Origin of the sequence: Mycolicibacterium iranicum (genome assembly GCF_002101705.1) — a bacterium.
In the GTDB taxonomy this organism is placed as follows: domain Bacteria; phylum Actinomycetota; class Actinomycetes; order Mycobacteriales; family Mycobacteriaceae; genus Mycobacterium; species Mycobacterium iranicum.
The window spans coordinates 42118-62769 of record NZ_LQPC01000029.1 but is presented as its reverse complement, the minus strand read 5'-3'; the positions used below and the strand labels follow the sequence as shown (position 1 = coordinate 62769).

18 protein-coding genes and 2 tRNA genes are annotated in these 20652 nt (G+C 66.1%); 14 read left to right on the top strand and 6 right to left on the bottom strand.

Going from position 1 to position 20652, the window contains the following annotated elements; all coding sequences use genetic code 11:
* Positions 1 to 189 precede the first annotated feature (189 nt).
* The 4 genes from AWC12_RS12745 to AWC12_RS12730 all read left to right on the top strand — a co-directional run bounded on the left by AWC12_RS12745 (position 190) and on the right by AWC12_RS12730 (position 4363).
* Positions 190 to 2061 carry an acetolactate synthase large subunit gene (locus AWC12_RS12745; RefSeq protein ID WP_024447861.1) on the top strand — a complete coding sequence of 624 codons (1872 nt, stop codon included), beginning with the start codon at positions 190 to 192 and terminating at the stop codon, positions 2059 to 2061.
* Positions 2061 to 2561 (top strand): acetolactate synthase small subunit, encoded by a 501-nt coding sequence (ilvN, locus tag AWC12_RS12740; RefSeq protein ID WP_085174710.1) that lies wholly within the window; start codon positions 2061 to 2063, stop codon positions 2559 to 2561. The genes AWC12_RS12745 and ilvN overlap by 1 nt, the downstream gene beginning before the upstream one ends.
* A gap of 83 nt (positions 2562 to 2644) precedes the next feature.
* Positions 2645 to 3646 (top strand): ketol-acid reductoisomerase, encoded by a 1002-nt coding sequence (ilvC, locus tag AWC12_RS12735; protein ID WP_200865017.1) that lies wholly within the window; start codon positions 2645 to 2647, stop codon positions 3644 to 3646.
* A gap of 90 nt (positions 3647 to 3736) precedes the next feature.
* The gene (locus AWC12_RS12730) at positions 3737 to 4363 is read left to right on the top strand and encodes a DUF3159 domain-containing protein (protein ID WP_085174708.1); all 627 of its coding nucleotides are present in this window, start codon (positions 3737 to 3739) and stop codon (positions 4361 to 4363) included.
* Here AWC12_RS12730 and wrbA read toward each other — a convergent pair.
* The gene (gene wrbA, locus AWC12_RS12725) at positions 4360 to 4956 is read right to left on the bottom strand and encodes an NAD(P)H:quinone oxidoreductase (protein ID WP_024449108.1); all 597 of its coding nucleotides are present in this window, start codon (positions 4954 to 4956) and stop codon (positions 4360 to 4362) included. The two genes, AWC12_RS12730 and wrbA, sit on opposite strands and share 4 nt — an antisense overlap.
* A 32-nt stretch (positions 4957 to 4988) precedes the next feature.
* Positions 4989 to 6419 (bottom strand): phytoene desaturase family protein, encoded by a 1431-nt coding sequence (locus tag AWC12_RS12720; protein WP_207576427.1) that lies wholly within the window; start codon positions 6417 to 6419, stop codon positions 4989 to 4991.
* Positions 6420 to 6451: 32 nt separating this feature from the next.
* Here AWC12_RS12720 and serA point away from each other — a divergent pair, with 32 nt between their 5' ends.
* From serA to AWC12_RS12705, 3 genes are read left to right on the top strand one after another with little or no spacing between them, the layout of a single operon-like run.
* The gene (gene serA, locus AWC12_RS12715) at positions 6452 to 8038 is read left to right on the top strand and encodes a phosphoglycerate dehydrogenase (RefSeq protein WP_085174704.1); all 1587 of its coding nucleotides are present in this window, start codon (positions 6452 to 6454) and stop codon (positions 8036 to 8038) included.
* Positions 8035 to 9045 carry a 3-isopropylmalate dehydrogenase gene (locus AWC12_RS12710; protein WP_085174702.1) on the top strand — a complete coding sequence of 337 codons (1011 nt, stop codon included), beginning with the start codon at positions 8035 to 8037 and terminating at the stop codon, positions 9043 to 9045. Before serA ends, AWC12_RS12710 begins: the two co-directional genes overlap by 4 nt.
* A gap of 38 nt (positions 9046 to 9083) precedes the next feature.
* Entirely contained in the window at positions 9084 to 9647 is a 564-nt protein-coding gene (locus AWC12_RS12705) for a YrhK family protein (protein WP_207576426.1), read from the top strand.
* Here AWC12_RS12705 and AWC12_RS12700 read toward each other — a convergent pair.
* Positions 9644 to 10855 carry an MFS transporter gene (locus tag AWC12_RS12700; protein ID WP_085174698.1) on the bottom strand — a complete coding sequence of 404 codons (1212 nt, stop codon included), beginning with the start codon at positions 10853 to 10855 and terminating at the stop codon, positions 9644 to 9646. The two genes, AWC12_RS12705 and AWC12_RS12700, sit on opposite strands and share 4 nt — an antisense overlap.
* A gap of 118 nt (positions 10856 to 10973) precedes the next feature.
* Here AWC12_RS12700 and AWC12_RS12695 point away from each other — a divergent pair, with 118 nt between their 5' ends.
* From AWC12_RS12695 to AWC12_RS12680, 4 genes are all read left to right on the top strand, one after another.
* A complete protein-coding gene (locus tag AWC12_RS12695; protein ID WP_024449114.1) occupies positions 10974 to 11762 on the top strand; it encodes a fumarylacetoacetate hydrolase family protein in 789 nt (262 codons plus the stop codon).
* The gene (gene gltX, locus AWC12_RS12690) at positions 11759 to 13243 is read left to right on the top strand and encodes a glutamate--tRNA ligase (protein ID WP_085174696.1); all 1485 of its coding nucleotides are present in this window, start codon (positions 11759 to 11761) and stop codon (positions 13241 to 13243) included. Before AWC12_RS12695 ends, gltX begins: the two co-directional genes overlap by 4 nt.
* A gap of 143 nt (positions 13244 to 13386) precedes the next feature.
* A tRNA-Gln gene (locus AWC12_RS12685) sits at positions 13387 to 13461 on the top strand.
* A 62-nt stretch (positions 13462 to 13523) separates the two neighbouring features.
* A tRNA-Glu gene (locus AWC12_RS12680) sits at positions 13524 to 13596 on the top strand.
* 81 nt (positions 13597 to 13677) lie between these two features.
* Here the strand turns inward: AWC12_RS12680 and AWC12_RS12675 are convergent.
* Positions 13678 to 14379 carry an IclR family transcriptional regulator gene (locus AWC12_RS12675; protein WP_085174694.1) on the bottom strand — a complete coding sequence of 234 codons (702 nt, stop codon included), beginning with the start codon at positions 14377 to 14379 and terminating at the stop codon, positions 13678 to 13680.
* 38 nt (positions 14380 to 14417) lie between these two features.
* Between AWC12_RS12675 and leuC the strand changes: the two genes are divergently transcribed.
* The 3 genes from leuC (at position 14418) to AWC12_RS12660 (ending at position 17330) form a co-directional block, all read left to right on the top strand.
* Positions 14418 to 15860, top strand: a complete 1443-nt coding sequence (gene leuC / locus AWC12_RS12670; RefSeq protein ID WP_085174692.1) for a 3-isopropylmalate dehydratase large subunit — start codon at positions 14418 to 14420, stop codon at positions 15858 to 15860.
* A gap of 21 nt (positions 15861 to 15881) precedes the next feature.
* Positions 15882 to 16475, top strand: a complete 594-nt coding sequence (gene leuD / locus AWC12_RS12665) for a 3-isopropylmalate dehydratase small subunit (RefSeq protein ID WP_085174690.1) — start codon at positions 15882 to 15884, stop codon at positions 16473 to 16475.
* 201 nt (positions 16476 to 16676) lie between these two features.
* On the top strand, positions 16677 to 17330 hold the full coding sequence (locus AWC12_RS12660) for an HU family DNA-binding protein (RefSeq protein ID WP_024449119.1): 654 nt from the start codon (positions 16677 to 16679) through the stop codon (positions 17328 to 17330).
* A gap of 87 nt (positions 17331 to 17417) precedes the next feature.
* On the opposite strand, the gene mutT1 is transcribed toward AWC12_RS12660, so the two are convergent.
* Both mutT1 and AWC12_RS12650 read right to left on the bottom strand, forming a co-directional pair.
* Positions 17418 to 18320 (bottom strand): 8-oxo-(d)GTP phosphatase MutT1, encoded by a 903-nt coding sequence (gene mutT1, locus AWC12_RS12655; protein ID WP_085174688.1) that lies wholly within the window; start codon positions 18318 to 18320, stop codon positions 17418 to 17420.
* 105 nt (positions 18321 to 18425) lie between these two features.
* Positions 18426 to 20606, bottom strand: coding sequence for an RNA degradosome polyphosphate kinase (locus AWC12_RS12650; protein ID WP_024449121.1), 2181 nt, complete (start codon positions 20604 to 20606; stop codon positions 18426 to 18428).
* Positions 20607 to 20652 lie beyond the last annotated feature (46 nt).

Below are 20652 nucleotides of genomic sequence, written 5' to 3'. Positions count from 1 at the left end.
GTCGTCTGCTATGCAGACCATGCTCGTAGTAATTGGGTTGCGCGTTGATGCCGCGCTAGCCCTCGTTCGGGCATAGCACAACAGCATCGACGCGCAACCCTCGTACAGCCGCTGAGCTGACGGGGGTTTTTTGTTGCCCCAGCACCGATTTGAGAAGATCGCACCAACCGAGAAGGACCAGAGGACACCGTGAGCGCACCCACCACGCGACCGCCCGAGCAGTCGGCGACCCCGACTAACGGGACAGCGACCGCCGCGAAGCACAACTCCGCGACGGCCCAGGCGCAAGCCGATCGCCAACCGAATACTGTTGCCCCGCATCAACTCACCGGTGCGCAAGCGGTCATCCGCTCGCTCGAGGAGCTCGGTGTCGACATCATCTTCGGTATCCCCGGCGGCGCCGTGCTGCCGGTGTACGACCCACTGTTCGACTCGCAGAAGCTTCGCCACGTGCTGGTGCGCCACGAGCAGGGCGGCGGCCACGCGGCCAGCGGCTACGCCCATGCGACTGGTCGGGTCGGGGTCTGCATGGCGACCTCGGGTCCCGGAGCGACCAACCTGGTGACACCCCTGGCCGACGCCTACATGGACTCCATCCCGGTGGTGGCGATCACCGGCCAGGTCGGCCGGTCCCTCATCGGCACCGACGCGTTCCAGGAAGCCGACATCTCCGGAATCACGATGCCGGTGACCAAGCACAACTTCCTGGTCCGCGACGGCGACGACATCGCGCGCGTCATCGCCGAGGCATTCCACATCGCCCAGAGCGGCCGGCCCGGGCCGGTGCTCGTCGACATCCCCAAGGACGTGCTGCAGGGCGAGTGCACCTTCGCCTGGCCGCCGCAGTTCGAGCTGCCCGGCTACAAGCCCAACACCAAGCCCCACAACCGGCAGATCCGCGAAGCCGCCAAGCTCATCGCGGAGGCGCGCAAGCCGGTGCTCTACGTCGGTGGCGGTGTCATCCGCGGCGAGGCTTCCGAGCAGCTGCTCGAGCTGGCCGAGCTGACCGGCATTCCGGTAGTCACCACGTTGATGGCGCGGGGTGCGTTCCCCGACAGCCATCCGCAGAACCTCGGTATGCCCGGCATGCACGGCACCGTGGCCGCGGTGGCGGCGCTGCAGCGCAGTGACCTGCTGATCGCGCTGGGTACCCGGTTCGACGACCGGGTGACGGGCAAGCTGGATTCGTTCGCGCCGGAAGCCAAGGTCATCCACGCCGACATCGATCCGGCTGAGATCGGCAAGAACCGGCACGCCGACGTGCCGATCGTGGGCGACGTCAAGAACGTGATCACCGACCTGGTCGAGGCGTTGCGCCGCGATGGTACGACCGTCGATGTCGACGGCTGGCGGGAGTACCTGCGCGGCATCCAGTCGACGTATCCACTGAGCTACGGACCGCAGAGCGACGGCAGCCTGAGCCCGGAGTACGTGATCGAGACGCTGGGCAAGATCGCCGGCCCGGACGCGGTGTACGTCGCCGGTGTCGGGCAGCACCAGATGTGGGCGGCGCAGTTCATCTCCTACGAGAAGCCGAAGACGTGGCTGAACTCCGGTGGCCTCGGCACGATGGGCTTCGCGGTGCCCGCCGCGCTAGGCGCCAAGATGGGTCGTCCTGAGGCCGAGGTGTGGGCCATCGACGGCGACGGCTGCTTCCAGATGACCAACCAGGAGCTGGCGACCTGCGCCATCGAGGGTGTGCCGATCAAGGTCGCACTGATAAACAACGGCAACCTGGGCATGGTCCGGCAGTGGCAGACGCTGTTCTACGAAGAGCGATACAGCCAAACGGATCTGGCCACGCACACCCGTCGCATCCCCGACTTCGTGAAGCTGTCGGAGGCGCTGGGATGCGTCGGATTGCGTTGCGAGCGTGCTGAAGACGTCGCCGACGTCATCGCGCAGGCGCGCGCCATCAACGACCGTCCCGTGGTGATCGAGTTCGTGGTCGGCGCCGATGCCCAGGTGTGGCCGATGGTGGCCGCAGGCACCAGCAATGATGAAATTCAAGCGGCACGCGGTATCCGTCCGCTGTTCGACAACGAAGAGGGACACGCCTAATGGCCACCACGCACACCCTGTCGGTGCTCGTCGAGGACAAACCCGGCGTCCTCGCCCGCGTGGCGTCACTGTTCTCCCGGCGCGGATACAACATCCAGTCGCTGGCCGTCGGAGCCACCGAACACAAGGACCTCTCGCGGATGACCATCGTGGTCGATGTCGAGGAGTCCCCGCTGGAGCAGATCACCAAGCAGCTGAACAAGCTGATCAACGTGATCAAGATCGTCGAGCAGGACGAGGAGAATTCCGTCTCCCGTGAACTCGCGCTGATCAAGGTCCGCACCGATGCCACCACCCGTGGCCAGGTCATCGAGGCGGTCAACCTCTTCCGCGCCAAGGTCGTCGACGTCTCCACCGAGTCACTGACCGTCGAGGCGACTGGCACACCTGAAAAGATCGAGGCGCTGCTGCGTGTTCTCGAGCCTTACGGTATCCGCGAGATCGTCCAGTCCGGTGTGGTGTCGCTGTCTCGCGGACCGCGCGGGATCAGCACCAAGTAGTAAGCCGAAGAGCTCGGTCATCGAAAAGCTCGGTAATCGAAAAGCAAACAGAAGAAGGAAGTTTCACGAAGATGGCAGTTGAGATGTTTTATGACGACGACGCGGACCTGTCGGTAATCCAGGGTCGCAAAGTCGGCGTCATCGGCTACGGCAGCCAGGGCCACGCGCACTCGCTTAGCCTGCGCGACTCGGGCGTACAGGTGAAGGTAGGCCTCAAGGAGGGTTCGAAGTCACGCGAGAAGGTCGAGGAGCAGGGCCTCGAGGTCGACACTCCCGCCGCGGTGGCCAAGTGGGCCGACGTGATCATGGTGCTCGCGCCCGACACCGCCCAGGCCGAAATCTTCACCAACGACATCGAGCCCAATCTCAACGACGGCGACGCGCTGCTCTTCGGGCACGGCCTCAACATCCACTTCGGTCTCATCAAGCCGCCCGCCAACGTCACCGTCGGCATGGTCGCCCCCAAGGGGCCCGGCCACCTGGTGCGCCGCCAGTTCGTCGACGGCAAGGGCGTGCCCTGCCTGGTCGCCGTTGAGCAGGACCCCAAGGGTGAGGGTCTGGCCCTGGTGCTGTCGTACGCGAAGGGCATCGGCGGCGCCCGCGCCGGCGTCATCAAGACGACCTTCAAGGACGAGACCGAGACCGACCTGTTCGGTGAGCAGGCCGTGCTGTGCGGTGGCACCGAGGAGCTGGTCAAGGCCGGGTTCGACACCATGGTCGAGGCGGGCTACGCGCCCGAGCTCGCCTACTTCGAGGTGCTGCACGAGCTCAAGCTGATCGTCGACCTGATGTACGAGGGCGGCATCGCGCGGATGAACTACTCGGTGTCCGACACCGCGGAGTTCGGCGGCTACCTGTCGGGTCCGCGTGTCATCGACGCCGACACCAAGAAGCGGATGAAGCAGATCCTGACCGAGATTCAGGACGGCACCTTCGTGAAGCGCTTGGTCGCCAACGTCGAGGGCGGCAACAAGGAGCTCGAGGGCCTGCGCAAGCAGAACGCCGAGCACCCCATCGAGGTCACCGGCAAGAAGCTGCGCGACCTGATGAGTTGGGTCGACCGGCCGATCACCGAGACCGCCTAGCACTTTCGCCGGAATAGCATTCCCGGTCGTGATCGCGCCGCGATTCACGACCGGGAATTCTATTCCGCGGGGCCGGTACGCTCGGATTTCATGACGGGCACTAATACGCCGGGCGACGCTCTGCTGGCGCGTGCGGGCGGCATTCGCGGGCTGGTGTATTCGGCCCTTCCGGTGATTGTCTTCGCGGCGCTCAATGCGATCGCTGGTTTGACGCCGGCGCTCATCGCGGCCGTGGGCGTCGGGGCGCTCGTGCTCACATGGCAGCTGGTGCGGCATGAGTCGACCCGGCCGGCACTCTTCGGTTTCGCGGGCATCGCGGTCGGCGCGGGCTTCGCCCTGGTCACCGGGCAGGCCAAAGACTTCTATCTGCCAGGCATCTGGATGTATCTCGCGATGTCTGTCGTTTTCACGGCGTCAGTGGTGGTGGGGCGCCCGCTGATCGGTGTGGTCTGGGCCTGGATGACGGACCGCGACGACACCTGGCGGCGAACCAGGCGAGTTCGGATGGCGTTCGACCTCGTCACGCTGATGATGGCCGCGGTGTCGGCGACGCGGTTCGCGGTGCAGTTCTACCTGTACGACACCGACCAGGAAGGCATGCTGGCGGTGGCGCGGATCGCCATGGGGTGGCCCATTTTTCTGGTGACGTCGACGTTCATCTATCTGGCGATCCGCACCGCGATGCGCACCCTGCCGCGCGGTGGCGATCCCGCCTAATCGAGGCGGTCGGCCACGCTGACGACGCGCCGGGCCAAGTGGTCGAGGGCCGCCAGCGTCGCGTCGTCGAGTTCGTTGCGATTCTCGGATCCGGTGACATGGCCGACGCCGTAGGGGTTTCCGTCGGCGAACTTCACACCGTCGGTGTAGCCGGGCGCCACGATGATGCCGCCGAAATGCATGAGGGAGATATAGAGGGTGAGCAGCGTGGTCTCCTGGCCGCCGTGCGCGGTCTGTGAGGACGTGAAGCCCGCGTAAACCTTGTCCGCCAGCTGGCCTTTGGCCCACAGCCCGCCCAGGGAGTCGATGAAGTTGCGGAACTGCGAGGCGGTGTTGCCGAATCGGGTGGGGGAGCCGAAAATCACCGCGTCCGCCCACACGATGTCGTCTCCCGTGGCAGCCGGAAGATCCTTGGTCGCTTCGTAATTGGCCGTCCACGCCGAATTGCTCGCGAACGACTCGGGGTCACGCGTCTCCGCGATGTGGCGCACCCGCACCTCAGCCCCCGCGTCCTCTGCTGCCGAGGCGACGCGTGTCGCCATCGCTGTGCCGTGTCCTGTTGCCGAGTAGTAGATGACCGCCAGTTTCGTCATACGGGCAGCCTACGTGGCGGTTCAGGGCCGAATCAGGGAAAGAGCGGTGGCAGATCCTTGATTCCGAATTCCCGCTTGAGCACTGTGCGGGCAGCGTAGAAGCCGGCCATCCCGTGGACTCCGCCGCCGGGCGGCGTCGCCGAGGAGCACAGGTAGGCCTTCGGGATCGGGGTGGCCCACGGATTCCACCGCAGCGCCGGCCCCGTCAGCGCGCTGAACATGTTGTTGCCGCCGACGCCGATGTCACCGCCGACGAGGTTGGCGTTGTGGTCCGACAACCGGGCGGCGGGCACGCTGCGCACGCCCACCACGATGTCCCGGAAGCCAGGGGCGAAGCGTTCGAAGAGTCCGATGACGGTCTCGGACATGTCCACCGTCGACCCCGCGGGAACATGGGCGTAGGTCCACAGCGGGCGCCGTCCTTGCGCGTCCACGCGGGTCGGATCGGCGAGGTGGGGGAGTGCGGCGAGCACCATCGGCCAGTCAGGGTGGCGGCCTTGTGCGATCTCGTCCTCGGCGAAGGCCATCGTCTTTCGATCCCCACCGAGATGCAGGGTCGGTGCCTGCGCCAAACGTGCGTCACGCCAGGGGATTTCGTCGGACAGCACGAAGTCGACCTTCGCCACGCCGGGGCCGTAGCGATAGCGGCGCAGGGTTTTCGCGTAGCGGGCCGGCAATCGGTCGCCGTAGATGCGCAACAACGCCGTCGGAGCGATGTCATAGAGAACCACGCCCGAGGGCGGCGTTGTCACTTCCTCGCCGCACACCAATTCGCCACCGTGGGCGCGCAGGTCGGCCGCCAGCGCGTCCGGGATCGCCTGCGAGCCCCCGACGGGGATGGGCCAGCCGACCGCGTGCGCCAGCGTGGCCAGCATGGTGCCCGCGCCTGCGGACACCAGCGACGGCATACGCGAAATCGTATGCGCCGCAACTCCAGTGAAGAGGGCGCGGGCATCCTCGCCTTTGAGGGTGCCCCATGCCGGGCTGCCCTGCGCCAGCAACCGCGGAGCCACCCGCAGCGCCGCGGGGATGCTGGGCGGGATCGAGCGTTTGTCGCCCAAGAGCAGCCCGACGACGCCGTCGCAGTCAGCCGCGAGCGGCCCCAACAGCCTGCGCCAGGACTCGCCGTCGGTGAGCTCGTCGCACGTGCGCTCGAGGTCGCGGTAGCCGATCGCCGACCGGCCGCCCGGGAGCGGGTTCGCGTACGAGATCTCCGGGACCGTCAGCTCCACACCTCGCGCCCGCAGGTCGAAGGCGGCAAAGAACGGCGAAGCCAGCGCCAGGGGGTGAACCGCCGAGCAAATGTCGTGGGAAACCCCGGCGAACTCCGGGTCCGGCAGGGTTCGCGCCCCGCCACCGAAGGTGGGCTGCGCCTCGATGACACGCACCGAAACACCTGCTCGGGCGCAGATCACTGCGGCCGACAACCCGTTGGGTCCACTTCCTACGACGGTCAATTCCACGTGGCCATTAGAGCCCATTAGGCTGAGGCCTCGTGAGTCTTCCTGTTGTACTGATCGCCGACAAGCTGGCCCAATCGACGGTGGAAGCCCTGGGCGACCAGGTGGAGGTGCGCTGGGTCGACGGCCCGGACCGAGAAAAGCTGCTCGCCGCGGTGGTCGACGCCGATGCGCTGCTCGTGCGCTCAGCCACGACAGTCGACGCCGAGGTGCTCGCCGCGGCTCCGAAGCTCAAGATCGTGGCGCGCGCAGGCGTCGGGCTGGACAACGTCGATGTCGACGCCGCCACTGCGCGCGGCGTTCTGGTGGTCAACGCACCCACGTCGAACATCCACAGCGCGGCCGAGCATGCGCTGGCGCTGCTGTTGTCCACGGCCCGTCAGATCCCTGCGGCCGACGCCACGCTGCGTGAGCACACCTGGAAGAGGTCCTCGTTCTCGGGTACCGAGATCTTCGGCAAGACGGTCGGCGTGGTAGGCCTGGGCCGCATCGGCCAGCTGGTCGCTCAGCGGCTGGCCGCCTTCGGTGCCCACATCACCGCGTATGACCCCTACGTCTCCCACGCACGCGCCGCCCAGCTGGGTATCGAGCTGCTGACGCTCGATGAGCTCCTCGGCCGCGCGGACTTCATCTCGGTGCACCTGCCCAAAACCAAGGAGACCGCCGGCCTCATCGGCAAGGAGGCGCTGGCCAAGACCAAGCCGGGCGTCATCATCGTCAACGCCGCCCGTGGTGGCCTGATCGACGAGGCCGCGCTTGCGGACGCAATCACCAGCGGCCATGTGCGCGGCGCAGGTCTGGACGTCTTCTCCACCGAGCCGTGCACCGACAGCCCGCTCTTCGAGCTGCCCCAGGTCGTCGTCACACCGCATCTGGGCGCCTCGACCGCCGAGGCTCAGGACCGTGCCGGAACCGATGTTGCCGCGAGCGTGAAACTCGCGCTGGCAGGGGAGTTCGTGCCCGACGCGGTCAACGTGGGTGGCGGCGTCGTGGGCGAGGAAGTGGCGCCCTGGCTCGACCTGGTGCGCAAGCTCGGGCTGCTCGTCGGAGCACTGTCTGCGGAGCTGCCCACCAATCTCTGTGTGCAGGTCCGCGGTGAGCTGGCCTCCGAAGAGGTGGAGGTGCTGCGCCTTTCGGCACTTCGCGGCCTCTTCTCCGCCGTCATCGAAGATCAGGTGACGTTCGTCAACGCGCCGGCGCTGGCGGCCGAGCGCGGCGTCGAGGCCTCGATCGACAGCGAGTCCGAGAGCCCCAATCACCGCAGCGTCGTCGACGTCCGAGCGGTGGCGGCCGACGGTTCCACGGTCAACGTCTCCGGCACGCTGTCGGGTCCGCAACTGGTGGAGAAGATCGTCCAGATCAACGGCCGCAACCTGGATCTGCGTGCCGAGGGCGTCAACCTCATCATCAATTACGACGATCAGCCGGGCGCACTGGGCAAGATCGGCACTCTCCTCGGCGGCGCGGCTGTCAACATCCTCGCCGCGCAGCTGAGCCAGGACGCCGACGGCGAGGGCGCGACAATCATGCTGCGGCTGGACCGCGAGGTACCCCAGGACGTGCTCGCCGCGATCGGTCGCGATGTCAATGCCCTGACCCTGGAATTGGTTGACCTCTCATGAAACTCGCAGTCATCGCCGGTGACGGCATAGGACCCGAAGTCATCGGCGAAGCGCTGAAGGTGCTCGACGCCGTCCTGCCGGGTGTCGAGAAGAACGAATACGACCTCGGCGCCCGCCAATATCACAAGACCGGTGAGGTGCTCCCGGACTCGGTGCTCGAGGAGTTGAAGGGTTACGACGCGATCCTGCTCGGTGCCATTGGTGATCCGTCGGTGCCCAGCGGGCTGCTGGAGCGGGGCTTGTTGCTGCGCATCCGGTTCGAACTCGACCACCACATCAATCTGCGTCCCGGTCGGCTGTATCGGGGGGTCCAGAGCCCGCTCGCCGGCAATCCGGAGATCGATTTCGTTGTCGTCCGTGAGGGTACCGAGGGGCCTTACACCGGCAATGGCGGCGCGATCCGCGTCGGCACGCCGCACGAAATCGCCACCGAGGTCAGCGTTAACACGGCCTACGGCGTGCGCCGCGTGGTGCAGGACGCATTCGGCAGGGCGTTGCAGCGGCGCAAGCATCTGACTCTGGTGCACAAGAACAATGTGCTGACCAATGCCGGTTCGCTGTGGTGGCGCACGGTTCAGGCGGTCGGTGCCGAATACCCGGACGTCGAGATCGCCTACCAGCACGTCGATGCAGCGACCATCCACATGGTCACCGACCCGGGCCGGTTCGACGTCATCGTGACCGACAACCTGTTCGGGGACATCATCACCGATCTCGCCGCCGCCGTGTGCGGCGGCATCGGACTGGCGGCCAGCGGCAACATCGATGCCACGCTGACGAATCCGTCGATGTTCGAGCCGGTGCACGGCAGCGCCCCCGACATTGCGGGCCAAGGCATCGCCGATCCGACCGCCGCGATCATGTCGGTGTCGCTGCTGTTGGCGCACATGGCTGAGTTCGACGCGGCGGCACGGGTGGACAGGGCGGTCGCCGAGCACCTCGCCACCCGGGGCGACACAAAGCTGTCGACTGTGCAGGTCGGCGAGCGGATTCTCGGGAAGCTGTAGTCATCGCGGCGCTCGCGTCCCTGACGCGGCAGTGCTGGTTGTTCGCGGTCGGCTCGACTCTCTTCGCGCTCGCCACCGCACCTGGCTTCCCCGCCTGGGCCGGTGCCGGCACAGCGACTCTGCTGTGTTTCGCGGGTTCATGGTTCTTCACGACGGCGGCGTGGATGCAGCTCGTCCTGTCCGAGCGGACGAAGCGCTTCGAATGGTATTCGGCTGCAGTGCAATTCGCGGGGACGCTGTTGTTCAACGTCAGCACGGGCGCTGCCGTGTGGGCGCACGCCGTGAACGAGGAGCGGCGCTACGTCTGGGTTCCCGACGTGACCGGGTCGGTGTTCTTCCTCGTCAGCGGTGCGCTCGCGATGATGGCGGTCACCGCCGTCACCGGGCTTCTCGAGCTCCGGTCCCGCGACTGGCTTGCCGGAGCCGTCAACCTGATCGGCTGTGTGGCGTTCGGGGTTTCCGCTGTCGCGGCCTTCATCCGCACCAATGGTGTGACTGAAGATGAGGTGCTCGCCAACCTCGGCACGTTCGTCGGCGCCCTGTGCTTTCTGACCGCGTCGCTGCTCGAGCTGCCGCGCACCGAATCGGCCGGCAGAGGCTAGGGATCCGGGTCGACCGTCAGCGGCACGGCCGGAATGGCCAACAGTGGGAAGAGTGCGCAGACCGCAAACGCCACCGGATAACCCGCCATTGCAATCAAACCGCCGAACAGCGGCGGAGCGACGCCCTGCGCGAAAAGCTGGCTCGTATTCTGCGTGCCCATTGCGCGTCCGCTCCAGAACGGCCCGGAGTACTCGGCGATCAGCGTGAACGCCAACCCGTTGTCGGACACCGTGATCACCGACGCGGCGATCATCACGGCGATGCTGAGCGGGGAGTCGAACCAGTCCGTGACGGCGAGCAACGCCATCGCTACCGCAGCCGCCACTGCGATGATGCGGATCGGGCGCAGCCGGGACGCGACGACGTCACCGGAACGGGTGAGGTAGAAATCCGACCACCGTCCCGCGGCGATACGACCGGCGGCACCGAGGATCTGGGCCGACATCACGAGGACGCCGGCCGATTGGGGAGACCACCGGTGCTCGGAGATCAACCACACCAACGTGAACGTCCAGACGAATACCTGTGGGATGACCAGCAGGACAGACGTGAGGTGGATCCGCCATAGCATCGCCGATCGGCGGTACGGATTGGCCAGGTCGGTGTCGGTGGCCTCCGCACGCGCAGGCCGGGGCGGGTCGATCACCGCGACGGCGCAGAGAAGTGCCGAGGCCGCGCACACGGCGGCCGGAAAGAGCAGAGCGCCTGTCACACCGCCGAACTCGGCGATGCGCGGGATTACCAGTGCGCCGACCCCGACGCCGAGCGGTTGGGCGGTCTGGCGGATTCCCATCACCAGTCCGCGTCGCTCGGCGTCGAACCAGCCGACCACGAGCCGGCCGCTGGCGGTGTTGCTGCTCGCGGCTGCCATGCCGCCGACGAACAGGAACACGCCGGTGAGGAGTAGTGAATCCGCCGCGGCGGCAGCGAACGCCGCCGCCGCGGTCAACGCTGATCCGAGCACGAGCACGAGACGTTCCCCGACCCGGTCGACGACGTAGCCCCAGGCGATCAGCGTCACCACCATCCCCAGGCTGGGCAGCGAGGACATCAAGGCTGACGCGGCGAGGTCGAGGTCGCGCTCGGCGTGCAACGTCGGGATGAGGAACGCCACACCGTTGATGAACACGTTGGCGCACAGCGTTGCCAACAGCCCGATCGCCAGCATCGACCAGCGCCTCAACGGACTGATCTGGGTGGCGGCCACCCCGCCATGCTTCCATAGCTGTCCCAATATGCCGAACATAATTCCCAAATAATGAGACATGCTTGCTGGCGCAGCCGCGGTCACCGCGGCGGGCAGTGCGGGCACTAGGCTGAACCCCATGCGTCTCGGTCGAATCGCCAGTCCAGATGGAGTCGCCTTCGTCGCTATCGAAGGCCCGCCCGACGATCCGGCCGAGGCGATCGCCCGCGAGATCGCCGAGCACCCATTCGGAACCCCGACGTTCACCGGTAGGCAGTGGCCGCTGGCAGATGTCCGCCTTCTCGCACCGATCCTGGCGAGCAAAGTGGTGTGCATGGGCAAGAACTACGCCGCGCACATCGAAGAGATGGGTGGCGGCACCTTCGAAGATCCGATCATCTTCCTCAAGCCCAACACGGCGATCATCGGGCCCGGCATTCCGATCCAATTGCCGGCCGACGCCAACCCGGTGCACTTCGAAGGCGAGCTGGCGGCCGTGATCGGACGTCCGTGCAAGGACGTTCCGGCGTCGCGTGCGGCGGAGAACATCCTCGGCTACACGATCGCCAACGACGTATCTGCGCGCGATCAGCAGAAGAAAGACGGCCAGTGGATGAGGGCGAAGGGGCACGACACGTTCTGTCCCGTCGGCCCGTGGATCGTCACCGATGTGGATCCGGCGGACCTGGAGATCCGCACGGAGGTCAACGGAGAGATCAAGCAGCGCAGCCGCACCTCGCTGATGATTCATGACATCGGCGCGATCGTCGAATGGATCTCAGCTGTGATGACGCTGCTCCCCGGCGACCTCATCTTGACGGGCACCCCCGAAGGCGTGGGCCCGCTCGAACACGGTGACACCGTGGCGATCACCGTCGAGGGAATCGGCACGTTGACCAATCCCGTTGTGCGCAAGGGCAAGTCATGAGCGCGTCGGCTGTGCGCGTCAGGTTCTGCCCGTCGCCGACCGGCACCCCGCACGTCGGGCTGATCCGTACCGCGCTGTTCAACTGGGCGTATGCGCGACACACCGGCGGCGCATTCGTGTTTCGGATCGAGGACACCGACGCCCAGCGCGACAGCGAGGAGAGCTACCTTGCACTCCTCGACGCGTTGCGGTGGCTCGGCATGGACTGGGACGAGGGGCCGGAAGTCGGAGGTCCCTACGGCCCGTACCGCCAATCGCTGCGCCGCGAAATCTACGCCGATGTGATCGAGCGTCTGCTGGCGGCGGGGGAGGCCTACGAGGCCTTCTCGACGGCGCAGGAGGTGGAAGCGCGTCATGTCGCGGCGGGCCGCAACCCGAAGCTGGGGTACGACAATTTCGACCGCGACCTGACCGACGAGCAGCGCGCCGCCTTCCGGGCCGAGGGTCGCCAGCCCGTGGTGCGTCTCCGTATGCCCGACACGGACCTGACCTGGGTGGATCTCGTCCGCGGCGAGACGACGTTCCCGGCTGGATCGGTGCCCGATTTCGCGCTGACCCGCGGCAGCGGAGATCCTTTGTACACGTTGGTCAATCCGGTCGACGACGCACTGATGAAGATCACCCACGTGCTGCGCGGTGAGGATTTGTTGCCGTCGACGCCGCGGCAGCTCGCCCTGTACGCGGCCCTGATTCGCATCGGTGTGGCCGAGATGACACCGCAGTTCGCGCACCTGCCCCCTGTCCTCGGTGACGGCAACAAGAAGCTGTCGAAGCGTGATCCGCAGTCCAATCTGTTCCTGCACCGCGACCGGGGGTTCATCCCCGAGGGGCTGCTGAACTACCTTGCACTGCTGGGATGGTCGATCGCCGATGACAGGGACATCTTCAGCCTCGACGAGATGGTCGCGTCCTTTGACGTCGCCAACGTCAACTCCAATCCGGCCCGTTTCGACCAGAAGAAGGCCGACGCGCTCAACGCCGAGCACATCCGGATGCTCGACGAGGCCGAGTTCACCCGGCGGCTGGCAGAGTACTTCGCGACGCACGGCCATCGAACCGGCCTCGACGACGCGCAGTTCGCCGCGGCCGCGGCGCTGGTGCAGACGCGCATCGTCGTGCTCGGTGATGCGTGGGACCTGCTCAAGTTCTTCAACGACTCCTCTTTCGCCCTCGACGAGAAATCGGCGGGCAAGGAATTGCGCCCCGAGGCGGTTCCGGTGCTCACGGCCGCGGTGGCGGCGCTGGAGGACATCGCAGAGTGGAGCACCTCGCAGATCGAGGACGCGCTCAAGACGGCGCTCATCGACGGCCTGGAACTGAAGCCGCGGAAGGCGTTCGGCCCGGTGCGCGTCGCTGCCACGGGATCGACGGTGAGCCCCCCGTTGTTCGAGTCGCTCGAACTGCTCGGCCGCGACCGCAGCCTGGACCGGCTGCGGGCTGGGCGCGATCACGCGGCAGCGGCCGCGACTTCGGAGGCGTGAGAGGGCAGCCGTGGAAAAAGCAGCCCGAAATCTTTGGTAGTCTGCTCGTCGGCTCGCGAGTAAGTTCGCACCGGCTCGAGACGATCGAGCTGAGGCGAGCAGGGCCGAAAAACGGCTTGTGACCAGCGGTTACAGGCAGCCAATGGGGTATGGTGTAATTGGCAACACAGCTGATTCTGGTTCAGCCATTCTAGGTTCGAGTCCTGGTACCCCAGCCAACGGCAGCGATTAGGTCAGCATTCGTGCCTGAGCTATGCTGACCAACCGGAAAGTAGTTCTAGCCCCCGTCGTCTAGCGGCCTAGGACGCCGCCCTCTCACGGCGGTAGCGTGGGTTCGAATCCCATCGGGGGTACAACCAGACTCCGGGCCTCACCGAGGGCCCGGAGTTTTTTTGTCGTCACGGGCCGAGCGGCGACGGTGCCCTGGCCGGGTCTCAGAGCCGGCGCGTCAGCGCGTCGGCGGCCGCGACGAGGTCGGCGGCCCAGCGCGCTCCGGGCCGCCGGCCCATTCGGTCGATCGGCCCGGACACCGACACCGCGGCGATCACCGAACCCCTGCCGTCGCGCACCGGAGCGGAGACGCTGGCCACGCCCGGCTCGCGTTCGGCGGCGCTCTGGGCCCAGCCGCGCTTGCGAACCTCGGCGAGCGTGCGGTCGGTGAACGAGGCGCCGGGGAGCACTGCCTGTTGGGTGGCCGCGTCGGCATAGGCGAGCAGAACCTTGGCCCCTGATCCTGCCGTCATCGGCAGGCGAGTGCCGACGGGAACCGTATCGCGAAGTCCGGCAGGGGGTTCCAGTGCCGCGATGCAGATGCGCGTGGTGCCTTCCCTGCGGTAGAGCTGCACGCTCTCGCCCGTCAGTTCGCGCAGGCGGGGCAGCACCACAGTGCCGGCCGACAGCAGCGGATCGTTGACTTGTCCGGCCAGTTCGGTGAGCGCCGGGCCGAGGCGCCACTGCCCGTCGGCCTCCCTGGCCAGAAACCGATGCACCTCGAGCCCTACCGCCAGGCGGTGCGCCGTGGCCCGCGGCAGGCCCGTCCGTTCGCAGAGATCAGCCAGCCCGCATGGGGACTCGGCTACCGCATGCAACACGGTGACCGCTTTGTCCAGAACGCCGATGCCGCTATCCTGTCTCACAAGGAGATACTAGCTTCCCAGATTGTGAGATAGTCAAGATGGCCATCGCGAACAAGCCCCGCACTCTTGCCGAGAAAGTCTGGGACGACCACGTCGTCGTCCCCGGAACCGGTGAGGGCGCCGCGCGCCAGCCCGACCTGATCTACATCGACCTCCATCTCGTCCACGAGGTCACCAGCCCGCAGGCTTTCGACGGATTGCGATTGGCCGGACGGACGGTGCGCAGGCCCGACCTGACGATCGCCACCGAGGACCACAACGTGCCGACGATCGACATCGACCAGCCGATCGCAGACCCCGTCTCGCGCACGCAGGTGGAGACACTGCGCCGCAACTGTGAGGAATTCGGCATCAGACTGCACCCGATGGGCGACACCGAGCAGGGCATCGTCCACATCATCGGGCCGCAGCTGGGGTTGACCCAGCCGGGGATGACCATAGTCTGTGGCGACAGCCATACCTCGACGCACGGCGCCTTCGGGTCGATCGCCATGGGCATCGGCACATCTGAGGTCGAACACGTGATGGCCACCCAGACGCTGCCGCTCAAACCCTTCAAGACGATGGCCGTCAACGTGGACGGTGAACTTCCGCCCGGCGTCAGCGCCAAGGACATCATCCTCGCCGTCATCGCGAAGATCGGAACCGGTGGCGGGCAGGGACACGTCATCGAATACCGCGGCAGCGCCATCGAATCGCTGTCGATGGAAGGTCGGATGACGGTCTGCAACATGAGCATCGAGGCCGGGGCGCGAGCCGGCATGGTCGCTCCCGACGAGACGACGTTCGAGTTCCTCAAAGGGCGTCCGCACGCACCGCAGGGCGCAGATTGGGACGCCGCTGTCGAGGCCTGGCGTCAACTCCGCACCGACGAGGGAGCCACCTTCGACACCGAGGTCTACATCGACGCCTCGACGCTGAGCCCCTTCGTCACCTGGGGAACCAACCCCGGCCAGGGCGTGCCGCTGTCGGGCTCCGTGCCCGACCCGGAGCTGATCTTCGACGAGGCTGAGCGGCTTGCCGCCGAAAAGGCATTGACCTACATGGACCTTCGCGCCGGCACCCCGATGCGTGATGTTTCGGTCGACACGGTGTTCGTCGGCTCATGCACCAACGGCCGGATCGAGGATCTGCGTGTCGTCGCCGATGTGCTGCGCGGCCGCAAGGTCGCCGAAGGCGTGCGGATGCTTGTTGTCCCCGGATCGATGCGGGTGCGCGCGCAGGCCGAATCTGAGGGCCTCGGTGAGATCTTCACTGCCGCAGGAGCGGAATGGCGTCAGGCCGGCTGCTCGATGTGTCTCGGAATGAACCCCGACCAGCTCTCTCCTGGGCAGCGTTGCGCATCGACGTCCAACCGCAATTTCGAGGGCAGGCAAGGCAAGGGTGGTCGTACGCATTTGGTGTCACCGGCAGTCGCCGCCGCCACCGCCGTCCGCGGCAGGCTCGCATCGCCGGCCGACCTCGCCGAGACAAGCCACTGAACCCGACAGGAGATTGCAGATATGGAAGCCTTCCGCACCCACACCGGGATCGGCGTGCCCCTGCGCCGATCGAACGTCGACACTGATCAGATCATCCCGGCGGTGTACCTGAAGCGGGTCACACGAACGGGATTCGAGGACGGGCTGTTCGCCGCGTGGCGCACCGATCCGTCTTTCGTCCTCAATCTGGCGCCCTTCGACAAGGGCTCGGTCTTGGTCGCCGGGGCTGATTTCGGCACCGGGTCGTCACGCGAGCATGCGGTCTGGGCACTGATGGACTTCGGATTCCGGGTAGTGATCTCGCCCCGATTCGCCGATATCTTCCGGGGCAACGCCGGCAAGGCCGGTCTGCTGGCGGCCGAAGTTTCACAAGATGATGTGGAATTGTTGTGGAAGCTGATCGAGCAGCACCCCGGGACGGAAATCACTGTAAATCTTCAAGATCGGTCGATCACCGCCGGAACCATGATGGTGCCGTTCACGATTGACGACTACACCGCGTGGCGCCTCCTCGAAGGGCTCGACGATATAGGCCTTACGCTGCGGAAACTCCCTGAGATTGAAGAATTCGAGGGTCGTCGGCCGCGGTGGAAACCGCGCACTCTGCCCGCGTGATTCGCGGTCGAAATCTCTGAAATCCCGCGCCTGTAACCCCCTTTTCGCGGGCTCTCCCAGGAGGGTAAGGGGGCCAACCGGATTGAAAAATATTCGCTGTGCGGGCCTGAAATTGCGCGTGGCTCTTGGAAATCAGCAGGCAAAAGGTTTACCGTGTGCACTAGTCGGCCCAAGGAGGGCCACTGGTTTCGGAGGTTTTGCATGAATAAAGCAGAGCTCATCGACGTACTCACGGAGAAATTGGGCTCGGATCGTCGGCAAGCGACCGCCGCGGTGGAGAACGTCGTTGACACCATCGTCCGCGCGGTGCACAAGGGTGAGAGCGTCACCATCACCGGCTTCGGTGTTTTCGAGCAGCGTCGCCGCGCGGCCCGTGTGGCCCGCAATCCGCGCACTGGCGAAACGGTGAAGGTTAAGCCCACCTCCGTTCCGGCATTCCGCCCCGGCGCTCAGTTCAAGGCCGTTGTGGCTGGCGCGCAGAAGCTTCCGGCCGACGGCCCCGCAGTCAAGCGCGGCGTCGCCGCGGCGAGCACCGCCCGCAAGGCAGCTGCCAAGAAGGCTCCGGCCAAGAAGGCCGCAGTGAAGAAGGCCGCTCCCGCCAAGAAGGCACCTGCTGCCAAGAAGGCTGCGACCAAGGCTCCGGCCAAGAAGGCCGCAGTGAAGAAGGCCGCTCCCGCCAAGAAGGCACCCGCTGCCAAGAAGGCTCCGGCCAAGAAGGCGCCTGCTGCCAAGAAGGCTGCGCCCGCCAAGAAGGCTCCGGCCAAGAAGGCCGCGACCAAGGCTCCCGCCAAGAAGGCTGCGCCCGCCAAGAAGGCGTCCGCCAAGAAGGCTCCGGCCAAGCGCGGACGCAAGTAGTCACGCTCCAACGATTACGCCGCGGATCCCCAGAGATCCGCGGCGTTTTCGTGTGGGCGTGGCCCTAACTTGAATTCAATTGCGGCGTCACTTCTTCGGCGGTAGCGGGCTGTCGATGTGGTCGGCGGCGAGCAACTTGCCACCGGCCAGTGACATCACCCAGGTGCTGCCTTTGCGGTTGCGGGACTTGTCCGGCCGCACCCCGTCTCGTTCGCACCACCAGTCGATCAGGTCCGGAATCACCTTTCCCTGAGTACAGATCACCGGCATCTGCGCGGTGTCGGCAATCTCGAGAATCCGCTGGCGCGCGGCCTTGCGGTCCTCGGCGTAAGCCTCCTCCGTCAGCGTCGGCTCGTTGTGGATCGTGGCGCCCAGTTCCTCGGCGAGCGGCTCCAAGGTCTGATGGCAGCGCGTTCGATCGGCCGCGAACAAGTCCCTGGCGCCGAAGGCGAGCAGCTGACCGACCAGTGACTCGGCCTGGGCGCGGCCGCGCTTGTCCAGCGGCCGTTTTCGGTCGTCACCGCGATACCTCTTTTTGTCACCCGCGGTGCCGTGCCGAACGATGAGAACTGTTCGGCTCTCGGCGGGAAGCTTGAGGAATCGGCGGAGGACCTTGCGGTCGTGAGGGTAGATCAGCTCGGACATCGCCTGCTTCGGCGGGAGCCATTTGAGTTCGTCGACTTCGTCGTTGGCGGAGAATTCTCCGCCGACAACGCGAGCCGCCCAGTACCGCACCCTCTTGACGCCGTTGTCGACCGGATACGCGACCGAGGGCAGCCGCCGACCGAGGTGTGACCGAAATCCGGTCTCCTCCTCGATTTCCCGGACGGCCGCGACGGCCTCGGTCTCGCCGTCGTCGAGCTTGCCCTTGGGCAGAGACCAGTCGTCATAGCGTGGACGATGAATGATCGCGACCTCTGGTTCGCCCGTGCCGTCCTGCGGACGCCACAGGACCGCGCCGGCGGCCAGGATCGGAGACTTCTTCACCACAGCTGCATCCGGTCTTTCTCCTTCGGCACCTCAACTCCTGCGTGTCTACGGGGGTCCAGAAGATCCGCGGGCTCTCAATCCTGGCCCCGTGGCGCATCGCCGCGGTCAGTGATGCCGGTGGCGTTCCATCAGCGACATCTGGTGATCACGCACGGTGTGTCCCTCCTGGGGGCGCGCCGTCCAGTGGCCGTCGGGGCTAAGTTCCCAGCAACGGGTGCTGGGATCGACCGCCGAATCGAAGATGTCATTCAGTTCTGCGGTCAATCGTGGATCCTTAACCTGCGCCATCACTTCCACGCGCCGGTCGAGATTACGATGCATCATGTCGGCGCTGCCGATCCAGTATTCGTCGATGGCACGGAAATGAATGATCCGTGAATGCTCAAGAAATCGGCCGAGGATCGACCGGACCACGATGTTCTCGGAGAAGGCCGGATCTCCCGGGAGTAGCGCGCAGATGCCGCGGACCACGACCTCGACGCGCACGCCGGCCTGGGACGCGCGGTAGAGCGCATCGATGACCTGCTCGTCGACCAAAGCGTTGGCCTTCAAACGAATCCGGCCGTCCGCGCCGTCCCGGGTCGCGGCGATCTCGCGTTCGATCCGTTCGATGATGCCGCGACGGACGCCGTACGGCGCGACCAGCAGGTTGCGGTAGGACTCCTTGCGGGAGTACCCGGTCAGCGAATTGAAGAGATCGGTGAGGTCCGCGCCGATGTCGGGGGCGGCAGTGAGCAGGCCGACATCTTCATAGAGCCGCGCGGTTTTCGGGTTGTAGTTGCCGGTGCCGATGTGGCAGTACCGCCGGATCGTCGAACCTTCGCGCCGCACCACAAGACATGTCTTGCAATGTGTCTTCAATCCGATCAGGCCGTAAACCACGTGCACGCCCGCCTGTTCCAGCGCACGCGCCCACTTGATGTTGGCCTGTTCATCGAATCGCGCCTTGATCTCGACGAGCGCCACCACCTGCTTGCCCGCCTCGGCAGCATCGATGAGGGCGTTGACGATCGGCGAATCGCCCGAGGTGCGGTAGAGCGTCTGCTTGATCGCCAGCACATTGGGATCGGCCGCGGCCTGCTCGATGAAGCGCTGCACTGTCGTGGAGAAGGAGTCGTAGGGGTGGTGAACCAGGACGTCGCCGTCGCGCAGCGCCGCAAAGATGCTTTTGGGGGTCTCTCGCTCGCCGAACGCCGAAGGGGTCGCGGGCACGAAGGGCGGATCCTTGAGCGCCGGTCGATCCACGCCGTAGATCTGCCACAGCGACGAGAGGTCCAGTAGTCCCGGCACTTCGATGACGTCGCCGGGCGCGACATCGAGTTCGCGCAGCAGCAGCTCGAGCATGCTCTCGGTCATGTCGTTGGAGACTTCGAGCCGCACCGGCGAACCGAAACGCCTGCGGGCCAGCTCGCGCTCGAGCGCCTGCAGCAGATCCTCGTCGCGGTCCTCCTCGACCTCGAAGTCGGCGTTACGGGTGATCCGGAAGGCGTGGTGCTCCACGATTTCCAGGCCGGGGAACAGCACCGGCAGGAACGCGGCGATCAACTCCTCCATCGGGAGGAACCGGACCACACCCGGGGAGGCGTCGCGTGCGCTGAGTTCGACGAACCGGTCGACGTTGTCGGGCACCTTGATTCGCGCGAAATGCTGACCGCCGTCATCGGGATGTTTGACGGTGATGGCGAGATTGAGGCTCAGGCCGCTCACGAACGGGAAGGGGTGTGCTGGGTCGACGGCCAGCGGCGTCAGAACCGGGAAGACCTGCTCGTGGAAATAGGTCGACAGCCGCCCGCGTTCTGCGTCGTCGAGTTCGGCCCACGTGACGATGATGATGCCTTCGTCGGCCAGTGCGGGGCGCACCGAATCGAGGAACACTGTGGCGTGCCTGCTGGCGATCTGCTGTGTGCGCTCGCTGATCCGGCGGAGCTGTTCGCGCGGAGACAAGCCGTCCGCCGAACGAACGGAAAGCCCCATCTCGTCACGCCGCTTGAGGCCGGCGACGCGGACCATGTAGAACTCGTCGAGGTTGGACGCAAAGATTGCCAGGAACTTCGCGCGCTCCAGCAGCGGCAGCGAGGGGTCGGCGGCGAGCGCGAGGACGCGGGCGTTGAAGTCCAGCCAACTCAGCTCGCGGTTGAGATAGCGCTTTTCGGGAAGCGGGTTCTCGACGGCGGGGGACGTCGCGGCCGGGGGCGCTTCCGGCGCCGAATCCGCAGATCCCGTCGTCGGCGCGCTCGCGGCTTCTGACGACTCCGTCTGATCAGGTCGGGTCTGGGCTTCGGTCATGCGTCCGATGATTCCTTATCCGCTGGTGCTCATGCCACCGAGTCAG